Raw genomic sequence first — 23,757 nt, forward strand, 5'->3', positions numbered from 1 at the left:
GCCAGCAGGCACAGCAGCCCCACCGCCATCAGCGCGGCCAGGTGCTCCTTGCCCGCCAGGTTCTCCTTCACCAGCACCTCGACGACCATGGCCAGGGTCACCGCGCCCGCCGTCACGTAGGCGCCGTACCGCCAGGCCACGAACACCGCGAGCCCCACGACGGCCGCCGACGGCCCGGTGTCCACCACCTGCGCGTCGGTCCACGGCAGCCCGAACGGGGCGTGGCCGCCGAGGGTGATGCCCAGGCGCGCGTACAGGGTCCCGGCGAGGGTGGCGGCGTAGGCGATGGCCAGCGTCCGCCACCAGCCCAGGCACAGCTCGGCGACCCCGAACACCAGCAGGATCTGGACCAGCGCCCCCCACACCGGCAGGTCCAGCGCCGGGACGAACAGCGACAGGGGCGTGCGCAGCAGGGCCAGCCCCAGCGGGTCCTCGGCCCGTACCGCGCCCAGGCCCTGCACCGGCCCGTAGCCCCACGGCTGGTTCTGCGCGTACTGCAGTAACGCCGTCAGGCCCACCGCGGCGACCGTCATCGGGACCGCCGCCGGCCCCCGTCGGCGCAGGGACCCGTGCGCGGCGGCGCACAGCGGTCCCCACTCGGCACGCGCCCAGCGGGCCACGGCCCTCATGGCACGTCCCTCATCGAACGTTCCCCCGTCCAGCGTTCCGGCCATCGCGCGCTCCCCCGTCGAACGTGTCTCATCGGTGCGTGTCCAGGTGCCTGCGGTGCAGCCACTTCGGCAGTCCCGGTGCCTCCAGGAACCCCTCCGCGCGGGCCGAGGCGAGGCCGATGCGCAGCAGGTCCGCGCTCTTCTCGAAGAGCAGGAACCGCGGTTCCCAGATGGGCCGGTACTTCGCGTTGGCGCGGTACAGCGACTCGATCTGCCACCAGCGTGAGAAGAAGCTGAGCAGCGACCGCCACAGCCTCAGCACCGGGCCGGCACCGAGACGCGCGCCACGTTCGAAGACCGACCGGAACATCGCGAAGTTCAGTGAGACCTGCGTGATCCCCGTCTCCCCGGCCCGGCGCAGCAGCTCGATGACCATGAACTCCATCAGCCCGTTGTCGGAGTCCCGGTCCCGCCGCATGAGGTCCAGGGACAGCCCGTGCGGCCCCCACGGCACGAAGGACAGCAGCGCCCGCAGCCGGCCCTCGGCGTCCGTGCACTCCAGCATCACGCACCGGCCGTCCCCGGGGTCCCCGAGCCGGCCCAGCGCCATGCTGAAACCCCGCTCGGTGGCGCCGTCGCGCCAGTCGTCGGCCCGTGCGACGAGGTACGCCATCTCGGGGGCGGGGATGTCCCCGTGCCGCCGGATGCGCACCCGGTACCCGGCCCGCTGCACCCGGTTGTAGGCCTGCCGGACGGTGCGCATGGCCCGGCCCTCCAGGGTGAACTCGGCGACCTCCACGATCGCCTCGTCCCCGAGTTCGAGGGCGTCCAGGCCGTGCCGGGCGTAGACGGTCCCGGCCTCCTCGCCGGCTCCCATCACCGCCGGGATCCAGCCGTGCGCCCGCGCCTGGGCGAGCCACGGCGCGATCGCTCCCGGCCACGCCTCCGGGTCCCCGATCGGATCCCCGGACGCCAGGCTCACCCCGCCGACCACCCGGTAGGCGACGGCCGCCTTCCCCGTCGGCGACCACACCACGCTCTTCTCCCGGCGCAGCGCGAAGTAGCCGAGCGAGTCGCGGTCGCCGTGCCGCTCCAGCAGCTCGCGCAGCCGCTCCTCGTCGTCCTCGGTGAGCGGGTCCACGGCCCGCCGGGACCGGAAGGCGGCGTAGAGGACGGCGAGGACCAGGGCCGTACTGAGCACGTTGACGGCCACGTTGGCCCAGTTCGGCGGGTCGATGCCGGGGAAGCGGGACTCCTCGGCGGCCACGGACACCAGCCGCAGGGCGCCGTAGTGCCAGCGCTCCGGGAACGTCGAGCGGGCCGCGTCCGGCGCCTGGTTGGTGACCGTCACCAGCGCTCCGGCCAGCAGGCTGGCCAGCAGCCCGCCGCCGACGGCCACGGTGGCGGCGAGCCGCGGGTTGGACCGGTCGCCCTTGGCGTAGAACTCCCGCCGGCCGGTGAGCAGCGCGCCCACGAAGGCGGCCGTCAGCGCCAGGGAGATCCAGTTCTGGGCGTACCGCCGGATCTCCGGGAACGCCATGGCGAAGGCGAGGAGGGCGAGGAACAGGCCGCTCATCACCAGGTTGAGGATCCACGCGGCCCGTTTGCGGCGCCGCATGGTGATCGCCAGGAAGGCGGTGAACACCCCGGAGGCGAAGCCGGCCGTCAGCAGGTAGGGCGTGAAGAAGTCGTCCTGGTTGTGCCGGCGCACGTCCTGGCCGAGCGAGACCCACACCGCGCTGAGGAAGTTGATGAAGGCGACCGTCCGCAGGTACCAGACGGCGAACGCGGCGGCCCGCCGGGAAGCCCCGGTGGACCGCCGCACCCGCTCACCCGTCCCGGCCGCCTCGACTCGCTGCTCCACGGCAATTCGGGCATCTCCCATGGTGCAGGATCATATGGGGCGTGGATGTGGCGAACCGGTCTTTCCGCTCCGGCGCGGACGCCGTCCTTCCGCTACCCGCCGCCTCCTTCGCCGATCGCGCCATCCGGGCCGCACGGCCCTCTCATCCCGGTCACGCGTCTTCGCCGACCGACCCCCGTCGGCCATGCGTCGGCACCGGGGCGGTGCGCGGGCGGGGCCGCGCACGGGCGGGGCGTGGGCATGGGGGGCGTCCCCGGGGGGCGCCTGGGAGGGGTGGCGTCCGGGAGCCCCGGGGGGCGCCTGGAGGGGGTGGCGCCTAGAGGGCGTGGCGCCTGGAGGGGTGGCGTCCGGAGGGGGTGCCGTCCCGGAGGACGTCTGCAGGGGGCGTCGCATGCGCGGGGCGGCGCGTGGAGGGCGGTGCATGCACGGTGCGGCCCGGCCCGACGGTGCCGGCCCGACGGTGCCGGGCCGGTCGCGACCTCCGCCCAGGGGGCTTCCCCGGCCTTCGGCGCCTTTCCCGCTGTGCTACTGCGCCGCCGACGTCTCCCCGGCACCCGGGGTCTCCCCGGCGCCGAACGAGTCTGCGGCGCCCGGCGTCTCCGCGGCGCCCGGCGTCTGTCCGGCGCCCGGCGTCTCCAGCGCAGCCTCTGCGTCAGCGCCCGGCGCATCCAGCGCAACCTCGGTCGGCGTCTCGTCGGTGGCCGGCTTCTCCGGCAGTTCCGCGGCCAGCGCGGCCGCGGCGCGCACCAGGGGCAGTGCCAGGAGCGCGCCGACGCCCTCGCCGACCTTCACGTCCTGCTGCAGCAGCGGTTCGAGGGCCATCCGGTCCAGCGCCTTCGCCTGCCCCGGCTCCCCGCTGTCGTGCCCGGCCAGCCACCAGTCCGGCGCCCGGAACGCGACCCGCTGCGCGACCAGCGCGCACGCGGCGGCCACCACCCCGTCCAGGATCACCGGCAGCTTCCGTACCGCGCACTGCAGCAGGAACCCGGTCATCGCCGCCAGGTCCGCGCCGCCCACCGCCGCCAGCAGCTGCAGCTGGTCCCCGAGCACCGGCCGGGCCCGCCGCAGCGCGTCCCGGACGGCCGCGCACTTGCGCATCCACGCCAGGTCGTCGATGGCGACCCCGCCCCGCCCGGTCACCACGGACGCGTCGGTGCCGCACAGCGCGGCGATCAGCACCGCCGCCGGCGTCGTCCCGCCCACGCTGACATCGCCGAGCACCACGAGGTCGGTCCCCGAGTCGGCCTCCTCGTCGGCGACCGCGACCCCCGCCAGCAGGGCGGCCTCGGCCTCGTCCAGGGTGAGCGCGTCCTCGATGTCGATACGGCCGCTGCCCCGCCGCACCCGGTGCCGGGTCACGTCCTTCGGGAAGGCGTCCGGATCGCAGTCCAGCGCCATGTCCACGACCCGTACCGGCACCTCCAGCCGGCGCGCCAGCACGGACACCGGGCTGGCCCCCTCCAGTACCGCCCGCACCAGCTGCTCCGCACCGCCCGCGGGCCGCGCCGACACGTCCAGCGCGGCGACGCCGTGGTCGCCGGCGAACAGCACCACCCGCGGCCGTTCGACCGGCCGTACCGGTACGGCGCCCCGCGCGGCCGCCAGCCACTCGCCCAGCTCGTCCAGGCGGCCCAGCGCCCCCGGCGGCACGATCCGGCGCTCCCGCCGGGCCTCGGCGTCACGGCGCACGCCGCCGTCCGGGCGCTCGATCAGATCGGAGAAGTCGTCCAGATTAAGGCTGCTCATTCGCCGAACAGTACCGCCAGCGCGGGGAGGTACCCGCGCCACATCGGCGCCTCGCCACCGCGACGTCTTTGCACCGCGGATCGCGATCCCATACGTTCCGGTTTGTCGCGGAATGTCGCACAGGGAGCCGCCCATGCCGACCACGCCCCTCACCCCGCAGATCACCACCGCCGCCGACCCCTTCCAGGAGTCGCGCCGCGAGGACTGCCCCTGGTGCGGATCCCCCCGCCTGCGCACCCGGGTGCGCGCACCCGACCCGCTGCGGCACCGGCCGGGCACGTTCGCCCTCGACCGGTGCCGGGACTGCGGCCACGTCTTCCAGAACCCGCGGCTCACCGCGGAGGGCATCGCCTTCTTCCACCGGGACTTCTACGACAGGCACCTCGACGAGCTCACCGCCCGCGTCGTCTCCCCGCGCGCGGTCCGCCGCCGGCACCGCGCCGCCGCCTGGCGCCTGTCGGCGCTCCAGGAGCCGGAGAGCTGGCTCGACGTCGGCACCGGCCACGGCCGTTTCCCCGAGGCGGCCAAGGAGTTCTTCCCCTACACCAGTTTCGACGGTCTCGATCCGACGGCCCGGGTCGAACAGGCGCTGCGCGAGGGGCGGGTGGAGGAGGCGCACCGGGGCTACCTGGCCGGCCCGGGGACGGCGGCGCGGCTGCGCGCCCGCTACGACGTGGTCACCCTCTTCCACCACCTGCAGCACGCGCCCGACCCGCGCGCCGAACTGCGCGCCGCGCTCACCGTGCTGCGGCCCGGCGGCCACCTCGTCGTCGAGGTCCCGGACCCCCGCTGCCTGTTCGCCAGGCTGCTCGGCAAACGCTGGCTGCCCTACGGCCAGCCCCGCCACCTGCACCTGCCGCCCCTGGCCAACCTGCGCGCCGAACTGGAGAACCTGGGCTGCACGATCCTGGTCACCGACCGCGGGGACCCGCACCTGCCCCACGACCTCGCGGCGGCCGTCGCCCTCTGCCTGGCCCCCGCCCACCCGCTGCTCCAGCTCGTGGCGAGCCCCCTGCTGGACGTGGCCGCGGCACTGGACCACGTCCTGGCCCCCCTCGCGCGCCGCACCCGCCTCTCCAACGCGTACCGGATCGTGGCGCGCAAGCAGCTCACCCCCTGAGCACCAGCGCCTGCCCGGCGACGACCAGCAGCACCTGCTCGCACTCCGCCCCGAACGCCGCGTTCAGCCGCCCCAGTTCGTCCCGGTACCGCCGCCCGGAGGCCGTCGCCGGCACGATCCCCGAACCGACCTCGTTGGACACCGCCACCACGGTCCGCCGCGTGGTACGCACCGCGGACGCCAGCTCCCGCACCCGCTCCCGCAGCTCCTTCTCGCCGCCGCCCGCCCACTCCGCGTCGTCCCACGCCCCGACCCGGTCCATGACGTCGGTCAGCCACAGCGACAGACAGTCGACCAGCAGCGGCGGCCCGTCCTCGGCGAGCAGCGGCACCAGGTCGGTCGTCTCCGTCGTACGCCACGACCCCGGCCGCCGCTCCCGGTGCGCGGCCACCCGCGCCGCCCACTCGGTGTCCCCGCCGCGCGTGCCACCCGTCGCCACGTACAGCACGTCCGGGAAGGTCTCCAGTCGCCGCTCCGCCTCCACCGACTTGCCCGAGCGCGCCCCGCCCAGCACCAGGGTCCGCCGCGGCACGTCCGGCACGTCCTCGTAGACCCCGACCACCAGCGTCGTGCCGTCGGGCACCGCCCGCGCCCCGGCCGCCGCGAGCCGGCGCCGCAACTCCGCGCCGGGCGGCACGTCGTGGTCCAGGTGGACGGCCAGCACGTCCGTCGTGGGCCCCACCGAGCCGACCGCGCGGAGCCGGGCCAGCGCGTCGGGACGGCCGACGACGTCCGCGAGGAGCATGTCGTACGACTCCGCCGCCTTCCCCAGACCGGCCGGTGCCCCGCCCGGCGGCAGGTACAGCAGCCGCTGCCCGTCCGGTCCGGTCACCGCGTACCCGGTGCCGCCCGCGTCCATCGCCACCGCCCGCACCCGATGCCCCGTCAGCAGCGCCAACTCCCGCCCGTCCGGTACCCGTCCCGGCTGCGGCAGCCCGGCCGGCACCTCCACCGCGGGGCCGTCGTGCGGGTGCGACAACAGCACCTGCCGCACACCGCCCAGCGAATGCCCGGCGCGCGCCGCCGCGAAGGCCGCGCCCGGCGTCAGGTCGAGCAGCAGCGAGCCGTCGACCAGCACCGCGGTCGCGGCCCGTGCGTCCGGTCCGAGCGCGGTCGCGCAGGCGGCGCAGGAACAGTCGGGGCGGGGCAGTCCGGCGGGGGCGCCGGTACCGAGCAGAGTGATGTCCACGGATCGATTTTCACCTCTCTGAGCAGGTCTTGCGCTTCCGGCTAGGCTCTCGGCAGGTGTCGGATCAAAGGAGGCCCACATGACGGCATGGACGTGGCGGTTCGAGAAGGCCGACGGGACGGAGGTCCAGCCGGCCGTCCAGCCCGAGGAGTTCACCACCCAGGGCGACGCCGAGTCCTGGATCGGCGAGCACTGGAAGGCACTGCTGGAGGGCGGGGCCGACCAGGTGCGGCTGTTCGAGGAGAACACCGAGATCTACGGGCCGATGAGCCTGCAGGCGGCGGAGGCCTGAACCGGCCGGCCGGGCCGGCTGGGCGGGCAGACGGGGGCGGGGGCCGCGGGGCCGCCCTCCTCACTGCTCGCCCAGCGTCACCCCGACCGTCTTCTCGACGCCGTCGCGCACATACGTCACCGGCGTCCGCAGGCCCGGCCTGCCGGCCGCCAGCGCCTCGGCGAGGGAGGTGACGCTCGTGACGGGCCGGTCACCCATCCTGGTGATGATGTCCCCGGGCCGCAGGCCCGCCCGTTCGGCGGCGCCGCCGGCCCGGACGGTGACCACCGCCGCCCCGACCGGCTGGTAGCGGTCGTCCACGACGGTCCGCGCGGTGATGTCGAGGGCCGCCCGCCCCGAGTCGACGACCTTTCCCTCCTTCACGATCTGGCCGGCGATCGTGCGCACCATCGACGCCGGGATCGCGAACCCGATGCCGGGCGCCGCGCTGCCGCCGAGGCCGGGGTCGGCCGCCGCGAGCGTCGGGATGCCGATCACCTGCCCGGTGAGGTCGACCAGGGCGCCGCCGCTGTTGCCGGGGTTGATCGCGGCCGACGTCTGCACCATGTTCGCGATCGTCGCGCCCGTACCGCCCTCCGCGCTGCCCTCGCTGACGGTCCGTCCGGTCGCCGAGACGATGCCCTGGGTCACGCTGGACGACAGCCCCAGCGGCGACCCCATCGCCAGCACGATCTGGCCGACCTCCACCTTGTCGGAGTTCCCGAACACCGCCGGCTTCAGCCCGTCCGGCACCCGGTCCAGCCGGATCACGGCCAGGTCCTGCTCGGGGTAGGAGTAGACGAGGCTCGCGGTCAGCGGCTCCTCGTTGCTGGCCGTGGTCACCTGGAAGGTCTTCTCCGACCCCACCACGTGCGCGTTGGTGACGATGTGTCCGTCGCCGTCGTACACCACCCCGGAGCCCAGGTCGTGGCTCGCCTGGATCTGCACGACCGACGGCAGGACCTCCTTGATGACCCTCTGGTACTGGCTCTGCAGGTCGCCCGCGGCCATCGGGACGGCAGCCCGGGTGCCCGCCGGGGCCGTCGCCCCGCCGTCCCGGCCGGCCGGAACGGCGGGGGCGGTGCAGCCGGCGGCGAGCGCCGCGCAGCACGCGAGCGCCGCGGCGCGCACGGCCGTCCGCGGGCCACGCGCGCGGGAACGGTAAGCGTCCATGCCCCGAGTCTCACCTCGGGATGATCACCCGTCCCGCGCTGTTGCCCCGAACGGGCTCAGCCGCGTACCCCGCACAGATGCAGCAGCGCCGCCACCCCGCGGTAGGGGTCGGTGCGCCCGGCCCGCTCCTCCACCGCCAGCAGCGCCGGCAGGTCGTCGGGGAGCGCCGCGTCGTCCGCCACCGTGTCCGTGAAGACCCGGACGCCGTACCAGGCGTGCAGCGGGGCGGCGATGCCGGCGAGCGTGGCGGTCAGGGAGGCCAGGCGGTCGGCGCGGACGTCCCGGCCGAGGCGGTTGCGGTAGGCGGTGGTGTCGAAGGCGGCCAGGGCGCCGGCCCAGTCGCCGGTCAGGCCCGGGCGCATGGCGAGCGCGTCGCCGTTGCGCACCAGGAGGGAGAGCAGACCGCCGGGGGCCAGCATCCGGGCCAGGCCCGCCACCAGCGGATCGGGCTCCTCGACGTACATCAGTACGGCGTGGCACAGCACCACGTCGAAGCTGCCCGGCAGGAAGTGCACACCGGTGTCCCGCCCGTCGCCCTGCACCAGCCGGACCCGCTCCCGGATGCCCTCCGGCTCCCGCGCCACGGCCTCCCGGGCGGCCGCGATCATCGTCGCGTCCTGCTCGACCCCGGTCACCTGGTGGCCGAGCCGGGCCAGCCGCAGCGCCTGCGCGCCCCGGCCCATCCCCACGTCGAGCACCCGCAGCCGCCGCCCGACCGGGAACCGCCCGGCTATCTGCTCGTCCAGCTGCCGCGCCACCAGCTCCTGGCTCACGACATCCCGCAGGCCGCCCAGCCTGTTCGGCCGGGCCTCGGCCGCGCCCCCGGTGAAAGCGTCAGCGCTCAGGGCCGCGCTCCGCGCTTGACCTGGGGCTTGGGCAGCCGGAGCCGGCGCATCTGCAGGGAGCGCATCAGGGCGTAGGCGACCGCGCCGCGCGTGTTCTCCTCGGGGAAGCGCTCCTTGAGCCGCTTCTTCAGCCGGAAGCCGCTGAACGCCGCATCCAGCACGATCAGCACGATCACGACCAGCCACAGCAGCAGCGCGATGCTCTGGATCGCCGGCACCCGCACCACGCTCAGCACCAGGATGACCACGGCCAGCGGGAGGAAGAACTCCGCCACGTTGAACCGCGAGTCCGTCCAGTCCCGGGCGAACCGCCGGACCGGGCCCCTGTCGCGGGCGGGCAGGTACCGCTCGTCGCCGCCGGCCAGCGCCTGGCGCTGCCGCTCCAGCGCCCGCCGCCGCTCCTCGCGCTGGCGCTTGGCTGCCTCCTTGCGGTTGGTCGGCGTGTGGGCGACGCTGCGGCGCTGGGACTGGGCCTCACTGCGCTTGGGCGTGGGCCTGCCCTTGGGGGCCTGCGGGTCACGGGGCTGCTTGGAGTCGGTCACCACCGCCTTGTCGGCGGGGGCCTTCTCTTCCTTGGCACGGCTACGGAACACAAAACCCAAGGGTAAGGGCTTCACCGGCATGGACCCCAGTCCGGTGGGGAACGATCCGGCAACACCGGACGTCTTCAGGGTGGATCACCTACTCCTCACGCCGGAGCCGTGCGGACCGCAGTCGTCCTCGGGGATGAGCGCATCACCCCGCGAACAGTGCGGTAATGGAAGCGGGGCCCGTACTGTGGGTCCTGTCGCAGGATCGGTGAGCTGGAGTCCGTCAGAAGGGGGCGCGCGAAGCCCATGAGCGGTGTCATGAAGCGTATGGGGATGATCTTCCGCGCGAAGGCGAACAAGGCCCTTGACCGGGCCGAGGACCCGCGCGAGACCCTCGATTACTCCTACCAGAAGCAGCTGGAGCTGCTGCAGAAGGTGCGGCGCGGCGTGGCCGACGTGGCCACCAGCCGCAAGCGCCTGGAACTCCAGCTCAACCAGTTGCAGCAGCAGTCCGGCAAGCTGGAGGACCAGGGCCGCAAGGCGCTCGCGCTCGGCCGGGAGGACCTGGCCCGCGAGGCGCTGTCCCGCAAGGCCGCGCTCCAGCAGCAGGTCACGGACCTCGAGACGCAGCACGCGACCCTCCAGGGCGAGGAGGAGAAGCTCACCCTGGCGGCCCAGCGCCTCCAGGCCAAGGTGGACGCCTTCCGCACCAAGAAGGAGACCATCAAGGCCACCTACACCGCCGCCCAAGCCCAGACCCGCATCGGAGAGGCCTTCTCCGGCATCTCCGAGGAGATGGGCGACGTCGGCCTGGCCATCCAGCGCGCCGAGGACAAGACCGCCCAGCTCCAGGCCCGGGCCGGCGCCCTCGACGAACTGCTCGCCTCCGGCGCCCTCGACGACCCGTCCGGCATGCACAAGGACGACATCCAGGCCGAGCTGGACCGGCTCTCGGGTGGTACGGATGTAGAGCTGGAACTGCAGCGCATGAAGGCCGAGCTGGCCGGGGGCTCCCCGCAGCAGGCCATCGAGGGCGGCGCCGGTCAGGGGCAGTCCCAGCAGCAGCCGCAGGACACCCCGCGCTTCGACAAGCAGTAGCCGGCGCCGGGGCCCGAGCCGAGGGAGGCCGTCGTGATCGTACGGATCATGGGGGAGGGCCAGGTGAGGCTGGACGACACCCACCTCACCGAGCTGAACGAGCTGGACGACGAGCTGCTGGCCGAGATGGAGAGCGGCGACCAGGACGGCTTCCGCCGCACCCTCGGCGCCCTCCTGCACGCCGTCCGCCGGCTCGGCACCCCGCTGCCCGACGCCTCGCTGGAGCCGTCCGACCTGATCCTGCCGTCGGCCGACGCGACGCTGGACGAGGTCCGGCACCTGCTCGGCGACGACGGCCTGATCCCCGGCTGACCCAGGACCGGTGCCGGGCACGACCTGCGACTGATGTCCGGCTGACCCGGGGTCGGTCACGGTTATGACTCGGGGTCGGTGCCGGGTATGACCCGGGGTTGATGTCGGGCTGCTGCCCGCTGACCCGGGGTTGATCCTGGGTATGACCTGGGGCTGATGTCTGGCTGCTGCCCGGCTGGCCCGGGGCTGGTCTCGGGCATGACCTGAGGCTGATGTCTGGCTGATCCGGGGCGGGTGTCGGGCGTGACTGGGGGCTTGCTGCCCGGCTGGCCCGGGGTCGAACCCGGCCACGACCTGGGGCTGACGCTCGGCTGATCCAGGGCTGGTCTCGGTTATGACCTGCGGCTGATGTCTGGTTGCTGCCCGGCTGACCCGGGGTCGATCCCGGCCACGACCTAGGGCTGACGCTCGACTGATCCAGGACTGGTCTCGGGCATCACCTGTGGCTGATCCAGGGCTGATCCAGGGCTGATCCAGGGCTGATCCAGGGCTGACCCAGCGCATGACCTGGTGCTGATCCCGGGCATGCCCCAGCGCTGATGCCCGGCTGACCGGAAGCTGATCCCCGGTGTGACCCAGGGCTGATCCCGCACCCAGTGTTCCCCGGCGTGACCCGGTGCCGATCCCGGACCGGGTGTTCCCCGGCATGCCCAGGGCTGATCCCGGGCCGGGTGTCGGCAGGGGGACCGGAATTCTGTCCGGCCCTCGCGGTCCCGGGCCGGAACCGTACTGTTCCTCCGTGAGCACTCTCGAGCGCGCCCGGTGCAGCCTCAAGGCACACCCCCTCGCCCTGGACGCGGCCCTCGCGGCGGGCGTGCTGGCCTGCATGGTCGCCGGGACCTTCGCCGTGCCCCGGGGACAGGGCGTCACCTGGGAGCTGCGGGTCCCCGATGTCCTCAGCCTGCTGCTCATGCTGGCCGGTGCGGCGGCGCTCGTCTTCCGCCGCCGTGCCCCGCGCACGGTCCTGGCCGTCACCGGCACCGTGTCCCTCGTCGAGTTCGTCACCGGCGACCCGCGCGCCCCGGTCGCGATGTCCGCCGTCGTCGCCCTCTACACCCTGGCCGCGACCACCGACCGCCCCACCACCTGGCGCCTCGGCCTGCTCACCATGACCGTGCTGACGGCCGCCGCCATGCTCGCCGGCCCCCTGCCCTGGTACGCCCAGGACAATCTGGGCGTCCTCGCCTGGACCGGCATCGGCGCCACCGCGGGGGACGCCGTGCGCAGCCGTCGCGCGGTCGTCCAGGCCATCCGGGACCGCGCGGAACGCGCCGAACGCACCCGCGAGGAGGAGGCGCGCCGCCGGGTCGCCGAGGAGCGGCTGCGGATCGCCCGCGATCTGCACGACGTCGTCGCCCACCACATCGCCCTGGTCAATGTGCAGGCCGGCGTCGCCGCCCATGTCATGGACAAACGGCCCGACCAGGCCAAGGAGGCCCTCGCGCACGTCCGGGAGGCCAGCCGCAGCGCGCTGAACGAACTCCGCGCCACCGTCGGCCTGCTCCGCCAGTCCGGCGACCCGGCGGCCCCCACCGAACCGGCGCCCGGCCTCAGCCGCCTGGAGGAGCTGGCCGACACCTTCCGCAGCGCGGGCCTGCCGGTGGCCGTGGCCCGCGCCGACCAGGGCACCGAGCTGCCGGCCGCGGTGGATCTGGCCGCCTACCGGATCGTCCAGGAGGCGCTCACCAATGTGCGCAAGCACGCGGGCCCCGACGCGGAGGCCGAGGTGAGCGTCGTACGGGTCGGACCGAACGTGGAGGTCACCGTGCTGGACGACGGCTCGGGCACGGCCGGCGCACCGGAGACCGGCGGCGCCGGAGGCGCCGACGGCGGCGGGCACGGGCTGCTCGGCATGCGCGAGCGGGTCACCGCCCTCGGCGGCACCCTGACCACCGGGCCCCGGTACGGGGGCGGTTTCCGGGTCCATGCGATCCTGCCGGTCGAGACGACGACGGCCCAAGGGGAGCCCGTATGACCATCCGTGTCCTGCTCGCCGACGACCAGGCACTGCTGCGCAGCGCCTTCCGGGTGCTGGTCGACTCCGAGCCCGACATGGAAGTGGTGGGGGAGGCCTCGGACGGCGCGGAAGCGGCCCGTCTCGCCCGGGAGCACGGCCCCGACGTCGTCCTCATGGACATCCGGATGCCCGGCACCGACGGTCTCGCCGCGACCCGGCTGATCAGTGCCGATCCGTCGCTGGCGCAGGTCCGCGTGGTCATCCTGACCACGTTCGAGGTCGACGACTACGTCGTCCAGGCGCTGCGGGCCGGCGCCTCCGGCTTCCTCGGCAAGGGCAGCGAGCCCGAGGAACTGCTGACCGCCATCCGGGTCGCGGCCGGCGGTGAGGCGCTGCTGTCCCCGGCCGCCACCAAGGGCCTGATCGCCCGCTTCCTCGCCCGGGGCGACGACGACGGCCTCGACCCGGCCCGCTCCGAGCGGCTCGGCGCGCTCACCGGCAGGGAACGGGAAGTGCTCGTCCAGGTCGCCGGCGGTCACTCCAACGACGAGATCGCCGAGCGCCTGTCCGTCAGCCCGCTGACGGTGAAGACGCACGTCAACCGGGCGATGGCCAAGCTGGGCGCGCGGGACCGGGCGCAGCTGGTGGTGATCGCGTACGAGTCTGGGCTGGTCCGTCCGCGGATGGAGTGATCTCCGCCCGCGCGCTGCCGCTTCCGTCGCTCACCGAGGAGAGTCCCCGTCCCCGTCCCGGCCGCCCCGGACGAGCCGCGGAGCCCGCGGGGGTCCGACACCCGCACCGGCGTCCCCTCCCGCGCAGGGCTTTCCTATCCAGTGATCCGGAACTGCTCTTCGGGGGAGGGGAACGGGGCGGTGGCACTGCACGAAGGTGATCCGGGGTCGCTCGGCGGATACCGGATCGTCGACCGGCTGGGGGCCGGCGGGATGGGCGTCGTCTACCGGGCGAGGGCCGGATCGGGCCGCGAGGTCGCCGTCAAGGTGGTCCACGCCCAGTACGCGGAGGACCCCGTCTTCCGGACCCGTTTCCGCCAGGAGATCGCCGCCGTCCGCAGGGTGAGCGGCGCCTTCACCGCGCCGGTCGTGGACGCGGACCCGGAGGCGCCGCGGCCCTGGATGGCCACCCAGTACGTACCCGGGCGTCCGCTCTCCGCCCGCGTCCGGGACGACGGACCGCTGGCCGGCGCCGAACTGCGCCGGCTCGTCCTCGGCCTGGTGGAGGCCCTGCGGGACATCCACCGGGCCGGGGTGGTGCACCGCGACCTCAAGCCCGCCAACGTCCTGATGGCCGAGGACGGCCCGCGGGTCATCGATTTCGGCATCTCCCGGGCCGCGGAGAACCAGGCGCTGACCGAGACCGGGCACATGATGGGCACTCCGCCGTTCATGTCCCCCGAACAGCTCGCGGACGCCCGGTCGGTGGGTCCCGCCTCCGACGTCTTCTCGCTCGCCGCGCTGGTGGTCTTCGCGGCGACCGGACGCGGGCCTTTCGACGCGGACAGCCCCTATCTGACGGCGTACCGGGTGATGAGCGAGGAGCCCGACCTGACGGCGGTCGCCGAGCCGCTGCGCGCGGTCCTGTCCTGCTGCCTGGCCAAGCAGGCCGCCGCCCGGCCCGGACTCGCCGCCCTGGCCGCCGAGTTCGCCGCCGCCCTTCCCGAGCCGGCCCCCGCGGAACTGCCCACCGTCCTGCATCGCCGGACCGACCCGGAGCCGACCCGGCCACCGACCCCGGACCCGGCCGCCTCCGTCCCGCACCGGCCCCCGGCCGCGGACCCGGCCCCGGCCGTCACGGACCCGGACGCCGTGCCGCCCGGGACGGCGGACGGCGTCCCGGCACGCCGCAGGCGCCGTCTGCGGGTGCCGCTCGCCGCCGTCGGGCTGGCGAGCGTGCTGGCCGTCGCCCTCCTGGCCTATCCGGGCGGACCGTTCCGGGGCGGGGCGGAGCCCGGGGCCGGTTCGTCACCCCGGTCCACGGCCACCCGCTGGGGTGCCCTCCCGGACGGCTGGCGGCCCTGGCGGACGACGGTGTACGCGGTCGCCGCCCACGGCGTGAAGCGTTTCCCGGCACCGACGGACGGCCCCGGCCACCCCGGGCAGCCGTCCTGCGCGCTGAACGGGGGAGCGGTCTACTGCGGGGGCAACAGCATCCTGCCCATGCGCGTCGACGCGGTCACCGGCCGCACGGTCTGGCGGACCGGCACCCAGCCGCCGGGGACCGCTCGCAACCACTACGACAGCCGGGTCGTCGGGGTGCACGACGGCGTCGTACTCGTCCGCGAGAACGTCCTGAACGCGGCGGGCAACGACACCACGGCCACCGTCGCCGCGTTCGCCGCCGACGACGGACGGCGGCTGTGGTCCCGTCCGGCCGCCGACGCGAACGCGGCGGCGGTGCTCGTCGGCGGTCTCGTCCTCGTCCCGGACGGCCTGACCGTGACGGCCCGTTCCCCGCGCGACGGCTCCGCGCGCTGGTCGGTGCCGGTGCCGGCCGGACACCACTGCGACTTCCTCGGCGCGGGCGGCGGCGTGTACGCGGACTGCACCGGCTACCACACCCCGTCCGGCGCCCGCCGGCGGCTGATCGCCGTCGACCCCGCCGACGGCTCCGCGCGCCCGCTCGGGGTCGCGCCGCCGGTGACCGCGGACTACGCCGGAACCCTGGACGGACGGCTGGTCTACGCGGCCCGGCGGTCCGCCGACCCGAGCGCGCAGGACAACCCGTACACCCGGGTCGAGGTGATCGATCCGCGCACCGGGGCCCGCGGGACCCACGCGCTGGCCGGGGAGTACCGGGGGCGGGTGGCGATGGCGCACGGGGTGCTGTGTTTCGCCGACTCGGACGGGCGGACGACCGCCGTCTCGCCCCTGACCGGCCGGCAGGTCTGGCGCACCGCGACGACCCTGGAACAGCCGGTCGCGCCCGTCGCGGACGCGCGCAGCAGTGTGTTCCTGGCCAGTGCGAGCGGCCGGGTCGCGGCCCTCGACGCCCACACGGGACGCCGGCTGTGGGAGTCCTACCCGCGGGCCGGCACCGTGCTCAGCGGGGACTACAACTCGCCTAAGCTGCTGGTGAACGGCGGCGCGCTGGTGGTGACGACCCCCGACGGCACGCTGTTCACGCTGGACCCGGCCCGCCCGGGACGGAATCCGGCGCCGGCGTGACCTGGCACGCCGGCGCCGGATTCCGCCGGACGGGTACGGCTACGGGAGCGCCAGCATCCGCTCCAGCGCCAGCTTGGCGAACGCCTCCGTCTCCTTGTCGACCTCGATGCGGTTGACCAGGTTGCCCTCGGCCAGGGACTCCAGGGTCCAGACCAGGTGGGGCAGGTCGATGCGGTTCATGGTCGAGCAGAAGCAGACGGTCTTGTCGAGGAAGACGATCTCCTTGCCCTCGGGGGCGAAACGGTTCGCCAGCCGGCGGACCAGGTTCAGCTCGGTGCCGATGGCCCACTTGGATCCGGCCGGGGCGGCTTCGAGGGCCTTGATGATGTACTCGGTCGAGCCGACGTAGTCCGCCGCGGCCACCACCTCGTGCTTGCACTCGGGGTGGACCAGGACGTTCACCCCGGGGATGCGCTCGCGCACGTCGTTCACCGAGTCCAGGCTGAAGCGGCCGTGGACCGAGCAGTGGCCGCGCCACAGGATCATCTTCGCGGCGCGCAGCTCCTCGGCGGTCAGGCCGCCGTTCGGCTTGTGCGGGTTGTAGACCACGCAGTCGTCCAGGGACATGCCCATGTCGCGGACGGCGGTGTTGCGGCCCAGGTGCTGGTCCGGCAGGAAAAGGACCTTTGTCGCCGAGGGGTCCCCCTGCTCGAAGGCCCAGTCCAGGGCGCGCTTGGCGTTGGACGAGGTGCAGATCGTGCCGCCGTGCTTGCCGGTGAACGCCTTGATGTCGGCGGAGGAGTTCATGTACGACACCGGGACCACCTGCTCGGCGATGCCCGCCTCGGTCAGTACGTCCCAGCACTCGGCGACCTGCTCGGCCGTCGCCATGTCGGCCATGGAGCAGCCGGCCGCCAGGTCGGGCAGGACGACCTTCTGGTCGTCCGAGGTCAGGATGTCCGCCGACTCGGCCATGAAGTGCACACCGCAGAAGACGATGTACTCGGCCTCCGGGCGCGCCGCCGCGTCCCGGGCCAGCTTGAAGGAGTCGCCCGTGACGTCGGCGAACTGGATGACCTCGTCGCGCTGGTAGTGGTGGCCGAGCACGAAGACCTTGTCGCCGAGCTTCTCCTTGGCGGCGCGGGCACGCTCGACCAGGTCGGGGTCGGACGGCGACGGCAGGTCACCGGGACACTCGACGCCCCGCTCGCTCTTCGGGTCGGCCTCGCGGCCGAGCAGCAGCAGGGCGAGCGGAGTCGGCTGTACGTCGAGCTCCTGGGTCTGGGCGGTGGTCACGACACGCACCCTTTCTACTTTTCGTCTAACTGACGCTATCTATCATAACTGGTTCACGTCACTTTGACGATGGCGATAGCGTCGATGTGACGTGAATCCCGCCCGGGGTCCCCCTCCGGGCGCCTGTCCGTGTCTCCGGGCATGTGCGAGCATGAAGAGGCAAGGAAGAACGCGACCACGCGAATGCCCGGCCCGGAATGAATCCGCGGAAGCGCCGGTTGCACTCGTCGGCAAGCAGTCTCCGTACAACCCGGGAGAGATGTAGATGTCCGTATCGGACGAGACCACCACCGTCACCGACGGCATCATCCTGACCGACGCCGCCGCGGCCAAGGTCAAGGCCCTGCTCGACCAGGAAGGCCGCGACGACCTCGCGCTGCGCGTCGCCGTCCAGCCCGGCGGCTGCTCCGGCCTGCGCTACCAGCTCTTCTTCGACGAGCGCTCGCTCGACGGCGACGTGGAGAAGGACTTCGGCGGGGTCAAGGTCGTCACGGACCGGATGAGCGCTCCGTACCTGGGCGGCGCCACCATCGACTTCGTGGACACCATCGAGAAGCAGGGCTTCACGATCGACAACCCGAACGCGACCGGCTCCTGCGCCTGCGGCGACTCCTTCAGCTGAGCCGACGCCGCCCGGCTCCGGCCCGGCGAACCGCGAAAGGCGGCGGTCCCCCGCGGGGGACCGCCGCCTTTCGCGGTTCGCGTCCGGTGTCCCGGTGCGCCGGTGCCTCGCGGCCGGTCAGCGGGGCCGCGCCGACGCGTCCGGGCGCAGCGAGCCCGGTGCGGCCTTCGGGACCGGCTTGCCGTCCGTGCCGACCACCGTGCGACCGTCGAGCGGCGCGTCCAGCGTCACCGTCTTCACGTACTGCTTCGCGATCAGGATGCACACGCGCCCCGGCCAGGGCTTCTCGGTGACCGTCACCGTCACCCGGCCGCCGCTCTCCCGCGCGGACGTCCGGTAGTCGGCGCACACTCCGCCGTAGAAGCTCAGGTTCAGCGTCCGGCCGGCCGCCGTGTAGGCGGTCACCCGCACGCCCCGGCTCTTCCCGGGCGCCCCGGAGGCCGACGGCGCCGCGGAACCCGTGGGCGTCGTGGTGGCCGGCGCGCCGGGCGACGAGGACGCGGAGGCCGACGCCAGGTACGCGGGGTCCACGGCCGGGTACGTCACCGTGAACGTCTCGTCCGCCGCGGCTCCCCGCACCTGGAACAGCCAGGACGGCACCAGCGTCTGCCGGCCGCCGACGGACTGCGCGGCCAGCCCGAACACCGCCTTCTCGACCGTGACCGTGTTCGTGGCCGTGCCCGTGCCCGTACCGGTGTCCCCGCCCTTGTCCGCCGGCGGCCTCGGCGTCCCCGTGGCCGCCCCGCAGGGCTGCTCCAGCCGGTCCTTCAGCGGGACGGCACTGGCACATCCGCCGATCCCCATCCGGTGCCCGCCCCGCACCGGCTCGTGCCCGTTCATCAGGTCCAGCGTCCTGCGCGCGCCCAGCACGGGGTACGTGTCGCCCTTGACCGGCGCGGCGAGCAGCCCGTGGCCGCCGACCAGCTCGCCCTTGCGGTCCACGGTCAGACCGGTCGTCCAGCCGTACGTGGGCAGCCCGCCGACCACCGGATCGGCGTTCACCACCCGCCGGGCGCCCATGACCTGGCTCGCGTCGAGCTTCGCGCCGTCCAGCCCCGCCGCCCGCAGCACCGGCGCCGCCGCCTTCTCGGCCCGCGCCGCACTCACCGGGTCGCCGGCCGGAGCGCCGGGATCGTGCGCGCAGACGGTCACCTTCCGGCAGTTGTCGGTGCCGGGCGCGTCCCGGTCGAAGCTCCAGCCGCCGGGCGCGTCCCGGTTCACCGTCAGACGCGGGCCGGAACCGTCCCGGCCGCCGATCCGCCAGGTCCGGCCCTCGGCCACCGGCGTCCCGTCGACGCCGAGCGCCTTCGCCAGCCGGACGACGCGGGCGCGGCCGACCTCGCCCCGCGGCTCGTACACCGGCGCCGTCCGGGGGCCGTCCGGCAGGTCGCCGCGCACCACGTACCGGGAGCCGTACGGATCCGGCTCGCCGGGCGCGATGCCGCCGGTGCCGGTCCGCTCCCAGCCGTCCAGGGCGAGGGGCGGGGGAGTGCTCCCGGCGCCGCCGGGAGCGGCCGCACCGTCCGTACGCCCGTCGGTGCCGCCGCCGGCGGCGAGGTAGGCGCCACCGCCGCCGACCACCAGGACGGCCGCGGTGGCGACGGCGACGACGACGGCGGTGGGGCGCCGACCGCTCGTCACCGGTTCCGCCCCCTCGGGGGCTGGGGAGTTCTCAGGCCGCTCGGTGTCCACCGCATCGCTCCTCGCTGGTCGTGTCCCGCGTCCCCGGCCGCGGGGGACGGCGATGGGACGCGGGAGGGGAGCGTACGGTTCCCGGGCGGCGGGGCCCGCGGTCAGTCGCCGTAGTCGGACATGGCGTCCAGCAGCCGGGCCGAGCGCACCGGCACGTCCACCCCGTGGATGAGGGACGGCGGCACCGGCCGGGAGGCGGCGTGCGCCGGGGCCGTCCAGTGCGGAGCCATCCGGGCGCAGTCGCCGCGCAGCGCGGCGAGACCGCCGTCGGGGTCGGCGGGGGCGGTGGAGGGGACCTCGAAGTTCGGCATGACGGCACCGTAGGCACGATGGAGTGCGTGGAGAAAGGGCTACTATCGGGTAGTTTTGCCAGCTTCAGTGGCGGCGTGGGACCGGGTAGCGTGAACTGTCAATCCAGCCTCCCGCAGGAGAAAACGCCGTGCGCATCGCAGTCACCGGCTCCATCGCCACCGACCACCTCATGACCTTCCCCGGCCGCTTCGCCGACCAGTTCGTCGCGGACCAGCTGCACACGGTGTCGCTCTCCTTCCTGGTCGACAACCTGGACGTGCGCCGCGGCGGCGTCGGCGCGAACATCGCCTTCGGCATGGGCCAGCTCGGCACCGCCCCGATCCTGGTCGGTGCCGCCGGCTTCGACTTCGACGACTACCGGGCCTGGCTCGACCGCTACGGCGTGGACACCGAGTCGGTCCGCATCTCCGAGACCCTGCACACCGCCCGCTTCGTGTGCACCACGGACGCCGACCACAACCAGATCGGCTCCTTCTACACCGGCGCGATGAGCGAGGCCCGCCTGATCGAGCTGAAGACCGTGGCGGACCGCGTGGGCGGCCTGGACCTGGTCCTCATCGGCGCCGACGACCCCGAGGCGATGCTCCGCCACACCGAGGAGTGCCGTTCCCGCTCGATCCCCTTCGCCGCGGACTTCTCCCAGCAGATCGCCCGCATGGAGGGCGAGGAGATCCGGATCCTGCTGGACGGGGCGACGTACCTCTTCTCCAACGAGTACGAGAAGGGCCTCATCGAGTCCAAGACCGGCTGGAGCGACGCGGAGATCCTCGGCAAGGTCGGCCACCGGGTCACCACGCTCGGCTCGCGCGGCGTGCGCATCGAGCGGGCCGGCGAGGACCCGATCGAGGTCGGCTGCCCGGAGGAGGAGCGCAAGGCCGACCCCACCGGTGTCGGTGACGCCTTCCGCGCGGGCTTCCTGTCGGGGCTGGCCTGGGGCGTCTCCCTCCGGCGCGCCGCCCAGGTGGGCTGCATGCTGGCGACCCTCGTCATCGAGACCGTGGGCACGCAGGAGTACCAGCTGCGTCGCGGACACTTCATGGAGCGGTTCGTGAAGGCGTACGGCGAGGAGGCCGGCGAGGAGGTCCGGGCCCACCTGGGCTGAGGCCGGCGCGGCCGTCCGGGACGCTCAGCTCACCCGGCGCACCAGGTACGCCGATCCCCTCTCCGCCGGCTCCTCGCCCAGGTACTCCTGGCCCCGCATCTGGCACCAGGCCGGAATGTCCAGGCGGGCGGCCTCGTCGTCGGAGAGGACCCGGACGGTGCCGCCCACCGGGACCTCGCCGAACACCTTGGCCAGCTCGATGACGGGGATCGGGCAGCGCTTGCCGAGGGAGTCGACGAGAAGCTCCTCGGGGGCCGCCCGGGTGACCGGCACGGGCGCCCCCAGCTTCTCGCGCACCCCGGCGACCGCCCCGGGCAGCACCTCCAGGAACCGCTCCACGTCGGCCCGGGCCGTGCCGGGCGGCAGCGACACCCGTACGTTGCCCTCGCTCAGCACCCCCATCGCCTCCAGCACATGGCTGGGCGTCAGCGTGCTGCTCGTGCAGGAGGAGCCCGAGGAGACCGAGAAGCCGGCCCGGTCCAGCTCGTGCAGCAGGGCCTCGCCGTCGACGTAGAGGCAGGAGAAGGTGACGGTCCCGGGCAGCCGGCGCTCGGGGTCGCCGACCACCTCCACGTCCGCCACCAGCTCCGGCACCCGCGCCCGGATCCGCGCCGTCAGCTCCCGCAGCCGCACCGCCTCCTGGGCCGCCTCGGCCCGTACCGCGCGCAGCGAGGCCACGGCCGCGACGATCGCGGGGATGTTCTCGAACCCGGGCGACCGGCCCGACTCGCGCTCGTCCGCGGGCCCTTGCGGGGCGAACCGCACCCCCTTGCGGACCACGAGCAGCCCCACCCCCGACGGGCCGCCCCACTTGTGCGCGCTGGCCGTCAGCAGCGACCACCCGCCCTCGACCGGCCCCCAGCCCAGCGACTGCGCGGCGTCCACCAGCAGCGGCACCCCCGCCGCCCGGCACACCTCGGCCACCTCGGCCACCGGCTGCACGGTCCCCACCTCGTGGTTGGCCGACTGGAGGCAGGCCAGCGCGGTGTCGGGGCGGAGCGCGGCCGCGTACCCCGACGGGTCGACCGCGCCGGTCCGGCCGACCGCCACCCGGGTGACGGCTCCGCCCTCCGCCTCGCACGCCTCCGCCGAATGGAGTACGCAGGAGTGTTCGACCGCGGACACGATCAGGTGGCGTCCGATCCGCCGCCGGCCGGCCAGGGCCCCGGCCACGCCCGTGTGCACGGCCCGGGTCCCGGACGGCGTGAACGCCACCTCGTCCGCCCGGCATCCGACGGCCTCGGCGGCCGCCTCCCGCGCCGCGTCCAGCAGCAACCGGGCCTTGCGTCCCTCCCGGTGGAGACGGGCCGGATCGGCCCATCCGTCGTCCAGGGAGGCGGACAGGGCCTGACGGGCCACGGGATGGAGGGGAGCGCCGGAAGCGGCGTCAAAGTAGGCCATACGGCAACGTTAAGACCTCGTCGAAGGCGGTCGGTCCGGGGGTGCGAGGCACGGCGCGACCAGCCACAACGCACCCGCAGCCGCCAATTCAGCGAACCACCCCGCTCAGTAGGCACCCCTCCCCGCGAACCCTCGGAGAGGGTGGGCTAGGGTTTGGTCCGCATAAACATCCAAACCCCTGCCCGACGCAGGGCGGCGACCGACCAGCGAGAAGGCCGCAGCCGACCGCGCGGGCGAGACTCTCGGGAAGGCGCTACGTGAGTCCCAACGGCTCCGACCGCTCGCCGCGGCGCCCGATGCGGCGGAAGCTGCTGCAGGCACTGACCGCGGGCCTGGTCCTGGCGACCGCAACCGGTTGCACATACAAGGACTTCCCCCGCCTTGGCATGCCCACCCCGACCACGGAAGAGGCTCCGCGGATCCTCTCCCTGTGGCAGGGCTCCTGGGCTGCCGCGCTCGCCGTCGGCGTGCTGGTGTGGGGCCTGATCCTGTGGAGTGCCCTCTTCCACCGGCGCAGCCGCACCAAGGTCGAGGTTCCTCCGCAGACTCGGTACAACATGCCGATCGAGGCCCTGTACACGGTGGTCCCGATCATCATCATCTCGGTGCTCTTCTACTTCACGGCCCGGGACGAGTCGAAGCTGCTCAGCCTCACCGACAAGAAGCCGGACGTCACGGTCAACGTGGTCGGCTTCCAGTGGAGCTGGGGCTTCAACTACATCGAGAACGTCCCCGGTTCCACCGGCGATGCCAAGACCGACGGGAACCTGGACGCCATTCCGGCCCGGTTCAAGAAGGACTTCCCGGCGAACGCCGGCGGTGTCTACGACGTCGGCACCCCGGGCACGCGGAACCCGCAGACGAACAACCCCGGTCCGACCCTCTGGCTCCCCAAGGGCAAGACGGTCCGCTTCGTCCTCACCTCGCGTGACGTCATCCACTCCTTCTGGGTGGTGCCGTTCCTGATGAAGCAGGACGTCATCCCGGGCCACACCAACGCCTTCCAGGTGACCCCCAACAAGGAGGGCACCTTCCTGGGCAAGTGCGCGGAGCTCTGCGGCGTCGACCACTCCCGGATGCTGTTCAACGTGAAGGTCGTCTCCCCGGCGGCTTACCAGAAGCATCTCCAGGACCTCGCCAAGAAGGGGCAGACCGGTTACATTCCCGCCGGCATCGCGCAGACGAGCCACGAGAAGAACCGGGAGTCGAACGTACTGTGAGCATCCTCAACGAACCCCAGGGTGCCGCGGCAGCTGAGGACTCGTACGAGAACGAGCTGCCGGTCCGGCGCAAGCAGCCCGGCAATGTCGTGGTGAAGTGGCTGACGACCACCGACCACAAGACGATCGGCACGCTCTATCTGGTCACCTCGTTCGCGTTCTTCCTGATCGGCGGCGTGATGGCGCTGCTGATGCGCGCCGAGCTGGCCCGCCCGGGTCTGCAGTTCATGTCGAACGAGCAGTTCAACCAGGCGTTCACGATGCACGGCACGAT

General features: G+C 73.8%; 22 protein-coding genes. 11 read left to right on the top strand and 11 right to left on the bottom strand.

Going from position 1 to position 23,757, the window contains the following annotated elements:
* The 3 genes from IE312_RS29540 to cobT form a co-directional block, all read right to left on the bottom strand.
* Nucleotides 1-629, bottom strand: a 629-nt coding sequence (locus IE312_RS29540; RefSeq protein WP_189985342.1) for a hypothetical protein, incomplete at its 3' end; no start/stop codon positions are given.
* Between the two features lie 70 nt (nucleotides 630-699).
* Nucleotides 700-2,496, bottom strand: a complete 1,797-nt coding sequence (locus tag IE312_RS29545; RefSeq protein ID WP_229900575.1) for a phosphatidylglycerol lysyltransferase domain-containing protein — start codon at nucleotides 2,494-2,496, stop codon at nucleotides 700-702.
* A gap of 504 nt (nucleotides 2,497-3,000) precedes the next feature.
* Complete coding sequence (cobT, locus tag IE312_RS29550) at nucleotides 3,001-4,221, bottom strand: nicotinate-nucleotide--dimethylbenzimidazole phosphoribosyltransferase (RefSeq protein WP_189985343.1); 1,221 nt, start codon at nucleotides 4,219-4,221, stop codon at nucleotides 3,001-3,003.
* A 133-nt stretch (nucleotides 4,222-4,354) separates the two neighbouring features.
* On the opposite strand from cobT, the gene IE312_RS29555 reads away from it, so the two are divergent.
* A complete protein-coding gene (locus IE312_RS29555; RefSeq protein ID WP_189985344.1) occupies nucleotides 4,355-5,341 on the top strand; it encodes a class I SAM-dependent methyltransferase in 987 nt (328 codons plus the stop codon).
* On the opposite strand, the gene IE312_RS29560 is transcribed toward IE312_RS29555, so the two are convergent.
* The gene (locus tag IE312_RS29560; RefSeq protein ID WP_189985345.1) at nucleotides 5,331-6,530 is read right to left on the bottom strand and encodes a bifunctional adenosylcobinamide kinase/adenosylcobinamide-phosphate guanylyltransferase; all 1,200 of its coding nucleotides are present in this window, start codon (nucleotides 6,528-6,530) and stop codon (nucleotides 5,331-5,333) included. The two genes, IE312_RS29555 and IE312_RS29560, sit on opposite strands and share 11 nt — an antisense overlap.
* A 79-nt stretch (nucleotides 6,531-6,609) precedes the next feature.
* On the opposite strand from IE312_RS29560, the gene IE312_RS29565 reads away from it, so the two are divergent.
* Nucleotides 6,610-6,822: a hypothetical protein gene (locus IE312_RS29565; protein ID WP_189985346.1), complete on the top strand. Its 213-nt coding sequence runs from the start codon at nucleotides 6,610-6,612 to the stop codon at nucleotides 6,820-6,822.
* A gap of 60 nt (nucleotides 6,823-6,882) precedes the next feature.
* On the opposite strand, the gene IE312_RS29570 is transcribed toward IE312_RS29565, so the two are convergent.
* The 3 genes from IE312_RS29570 to IE312_RS29580 all read right to left on the bottom strand — a co-directional run bounded on the left by IE312_RS29570 (nucleotide 6,883) and on the right by IE312_RS29580 (nucleotide 9,442).
* A complete protein-coding gene (locus IE312_RS29570) occupies nucleotides 6,883-7,974 on the bottom strand; it encodes a S1C family serine protease (RefSeq protein WP_189985347.1) in 1,092 nt (363 codons plus the stop codon).
* Between the two features lie 56 nt (nucleotides 7,975-8,030).
* A complete protein-coding gene (locus IE312_RS29575) occupies nucleotides 8,031-8,732 on the bottom strand; it encodes a class I SAM-dependent methyltransferase (protein WP_189985368.1) in 702 nt (233 codons plus the stop codon).
* An 83-nt stretch (nucleotides 8,733-8,815) separates the two neighbouring features.
* Nucleotides 8,816-9,442 (bottom strand): DUF3043 domain-containing protein, encoded by a 627-nt coding sequence (locus IE312_RS29580; RefSeq protein WP_189985348.1) that lies wholly within the window; start codon nucleotides 9,440-9,442, stop codon nucleotides 8,816-8,818.
* Nucleotides 9,443-9,667: 225 nt separating this feature from the next.
* On the opposite strand from IE312_RS29580, the gene IE312_RS29585 reads away from it, so the two are divergent.
* The 5 genes from IE312_RS29585 (at nucleotide 9,668) to IE312_RS29605 (ending at nucleotide 15,898) form a co-directional block, all read left to right on the top strand.
* Complete coding sequence (locus IE312_RS29585; RefSeq protein WP_229900576.1) at nucleotides 9,668-10,447, top strand: PspA/IM30 family protein; 780 nt, start codon at nucleotides 9,668-9,670, stop codon at nucleotides 10,445-10,447.
* A 33-nt stretch (nucleotides 10,448-10,480) separates the two neighbouring features.
* Nucleotides 10,481-10,759 carry a PspA-associated protein PspAA gene (gene pspAA, locus IE312_RS29590; RefSeq protein ID WP_189985350.1) on the top strand — a complete coding sequence of 93 codons (279 nt, stop codon included), beginning with the start codon at nucleotides 10,481-10,483 and terminating at the stop codon, nucleotides 10,757-10,759.
* 739 nt (nucleotides 10,760-11,498) lie between these two features.
* On the top strand, nucleotides 11,499-12,734 hold the full coding sequence (locus tag IE312_RS29595; RefSeq protein ID WP_189985351.1) for a sensor histidine kinase: 1,236 nt from the start codon (nucleotides 11,499-11,501) through the stop codon (nucleotides 12,732-12,734).
* Complete coding sequence (locus IE312_RS29600) at nucleotides 12,731-13,408, top strand: response regulator (RefSeq protein WP_189985352.1); 678 nt, start codon at nucleotides 12,731-12,733, stop codon at nucleotides 13,406-13,408. Before IE312_RS29595 ends, IE312_RS29600 begins: the two co-directional genes overlap by 4 nt.
* Nucleotides 13,409-13,588: 180 nt before the next feature.
* The gene (locus IE312_RS29605; RefSeq protein ID WP_189985353.1) at nucleotides 13,589-15,898 is read left to right on the top strand and encodes a serine/threonine-protein kinase; all 2,310 of its coding nucleotides are present in this window, start codon (nucleotides 13,589-13,591) and stop codon (nucleotides 15,896-15,898) included.
* A gap of 39 nt (nucleotides 15,899-15,937) precedes the next feature.
* Here the strand turns inward: IE312_RS29605 and nadA are convergent, their stop codons facing one another.
* Nucleotides 15,938-17,134 carry a quinolinate synthase NadA gene (gene nadA / locus IE312_RS29610; protein WP_189985354.1) on the bottom strand — a complete coding sequence of 399 codons (1,197 nt, stop codon included), beginning with the start codon at nucleotides 17,132-17,134 and terminating at the stop codon, nucleotides 15,938-15,940.
* Nucleotides 17,135-17,399: 265 nt separating this feature from the next.
* Here nadA and IE312_RS29615 point away from each other — a divergent pair, with 265 nt between their 5' ends.
* Nucleotides 17,400-17,756, top strand: coding sequence for an iron-sulfur cluster assembly accessory protein (locus tag IE312_RS29615; RefSeq protein WP_028422454.1), 357 nt, complete (start codon nucleotides 17,400-17,402; stop codon nucleotides 17,754-17,756).
* A gap of 117 nt (nucleotides 17,757-17,873) precedes the next feature.
* On the opposite strand, the gene IE312_RS29620 is transcribed toward IE312_RS29615, so the two are convergent.
* A complete protein-coding gene (locus tag IE312_RS29620; RefSeq protein ID WP_189985355.1) occupies nucleotides 17,874-19,448 on the bottom strand; it encodes a hypothetical protein in 1,575 nt (524 codons plus the stop codon).
* Nucleotides 19,449-19,549: 101 nt separating this feature from the next.
* The gene (locus tag IE312_RS29625) at nucleotides 19,550-19,759 is read right to left on the bottom strand and encodes a hypothetical protein (protein WP_189985356.1); all 210 of its coding nucleotides are present in this window, start codon (nucleotides 19,757-19,759) and stop codon (nucleotides 19,550-19,552) included.
* Nucleotides 19,760-19,887: 128 nt separating this feature from the next.
* Here IE312_RS29625 and IE312_RS29630 point away from each other — a divergent pair, with 128 nt between their 5' ends.
* Nucleotides 19,888-20,862 carry a carbohydrate kinase family protein gene (locus IE312_RS29630; RefSeq protein ID WP_189985357.1) on the top strand — a complete coding sequence of 325 codons (975 nt, stop codon included), beginning with the start codon at nucleotides 19,888-19,890 and terminating at the stop codon, nucleotides 20,860-20,862.
* Nucleotides 20,863-20,886: 24 nt separating this feature from the next.
* Here the strand turns inward: IE312_RS29630 and IE312_RS29635 are convergent, their stop codons facing one another.
* Nucleotides 20,887-22,263, bottom strand: coding sequence for a cysteine desulfurase/sulfurtransferase TusA family protein (locus IE312_RS29635; protein WP_189985358.1), 1,377 nt, complete (start codon nucleotides 22,261-22,263; stop codon nucleotides 20,887-20,889).
* A gap of 257 nt (nucleotides 22,264-22,520) precedes the next feature.
* Here IE312_RS29635 and ctaC point away from each other — a divergent pair, with 257 nt between their 5' ends.
* Together ctaC and IE312_RS29645 are read left to right on the top strand one after the other, a co-directional pair.
* Nucleotides 22,521-23,483 (top strand): aa3-type cytochrome oxidase subunit II, encoded by a 963-nt coding sequence (gene ctaC, locus IE312_RS29640; protein WP_030340870.1) that lies wholly within the window; start codon nucleotides 22,521-22,523, stop codon nucleotides 23,481-23,483.
* On the top strand, nucleotides 23,480-23,757 hold a 278-nt coding region (locus IE312_RS29645), incomplete at its 3' end, for a cbb3-type cytochrome c oxidase subunit I (protein ID WP_189985359.1). The genes ctaC and IE312_RS29645, both read left to right, overlap by 4 nt.

It is taken from the genome of Streptomyces capoamus (assembly GCF_014654935.1).
Taxonomy (GTDB): domain Bacteria; phylum Actinomycetota; class Actinomycetes; order Streptomycetales; family Streptomycetaceae; genus Streptomyces; species Streptomyces capoamus.

Bases quoted from the DNA above. Each gene is read 5' to 3' on its own strand.
- IE312_RS29545 (WP_229900575.1), bottom strand. From the start codon at position 2,496: ATGGGAGATGCCCGAATTGCCGTGGAGCAGCGAGTCGAGGCGGCCGGG.
- cobT (WP_189985343.1), bottom strand. From the start codon at position 4,221: ATGAGCAGCCTTAATCTGGACGACTTCTCCGATCTGATCGAGCGCCCG.
- IE312_RS29555 (WP_189985344.1), top strand. From the start codon at position 4,355: ATGCCGACCACGCCCCTCACCCCGCAGATCACCACCGCCGCCGACCCC.
- IE312_RS29565 (WP_189985346.1), top strand. From the start codon at position 6,610: ATGACGGCATGGACGTGGCGGTTCGAGAAGGCCGACGGGACGGAGGTC.
- IE312_RS29570 (WP_189985347.1), bottom strand. From the start codon at position 7,974: ATGGACGCTTACCGTTCCCGCGCGCGTGGCCCGCGGACGGCCGTGCGC.
- IE312_RS29580 (WP_189985348.1), bottom strand. From the start codon at position 9,442: ATGCCGGTGAAGCCCTTACCCTTGGGTTTTGTGTTCCGTAGCCGTGCC.
- IE312_RS29585 (WP_229900576.1), top strand. From the start codon at position 9,668: ATGAAGCGTATGGGGATGATCTTCCGCGCGAAGGCGAACAAGGCCCTT.
- IE312_RS29600 (WP_189985352.1), top strand. From the start codon at position 12,731: ATGACCATCCGTGTCCTGCTCGCCGACGACCAGGCACTGCTGCGCAGC.
- IE312_RS29615 (WP_028422454.1), top strand. From the start codon at position 17,400: ATGTCCGTATCGGACGAGACCACCACCGTCACCGACGGCATCATCCTG.
- IE312_RS29625 (WP_189985356.1), bottom strand. From the start codon at position 19,759: ATGCCGAACTTCGAGGTCCCCTCCACCGCCCCCGCCGACCCCGACGGC.
- IE312_RS29635 (WP_189985358.1), bottom strand. From the start codon at position 22,263: ATGGCCTACTTTGACGCCGCTTCCGGCGCTCCCCTCCATCCCGTGGCC.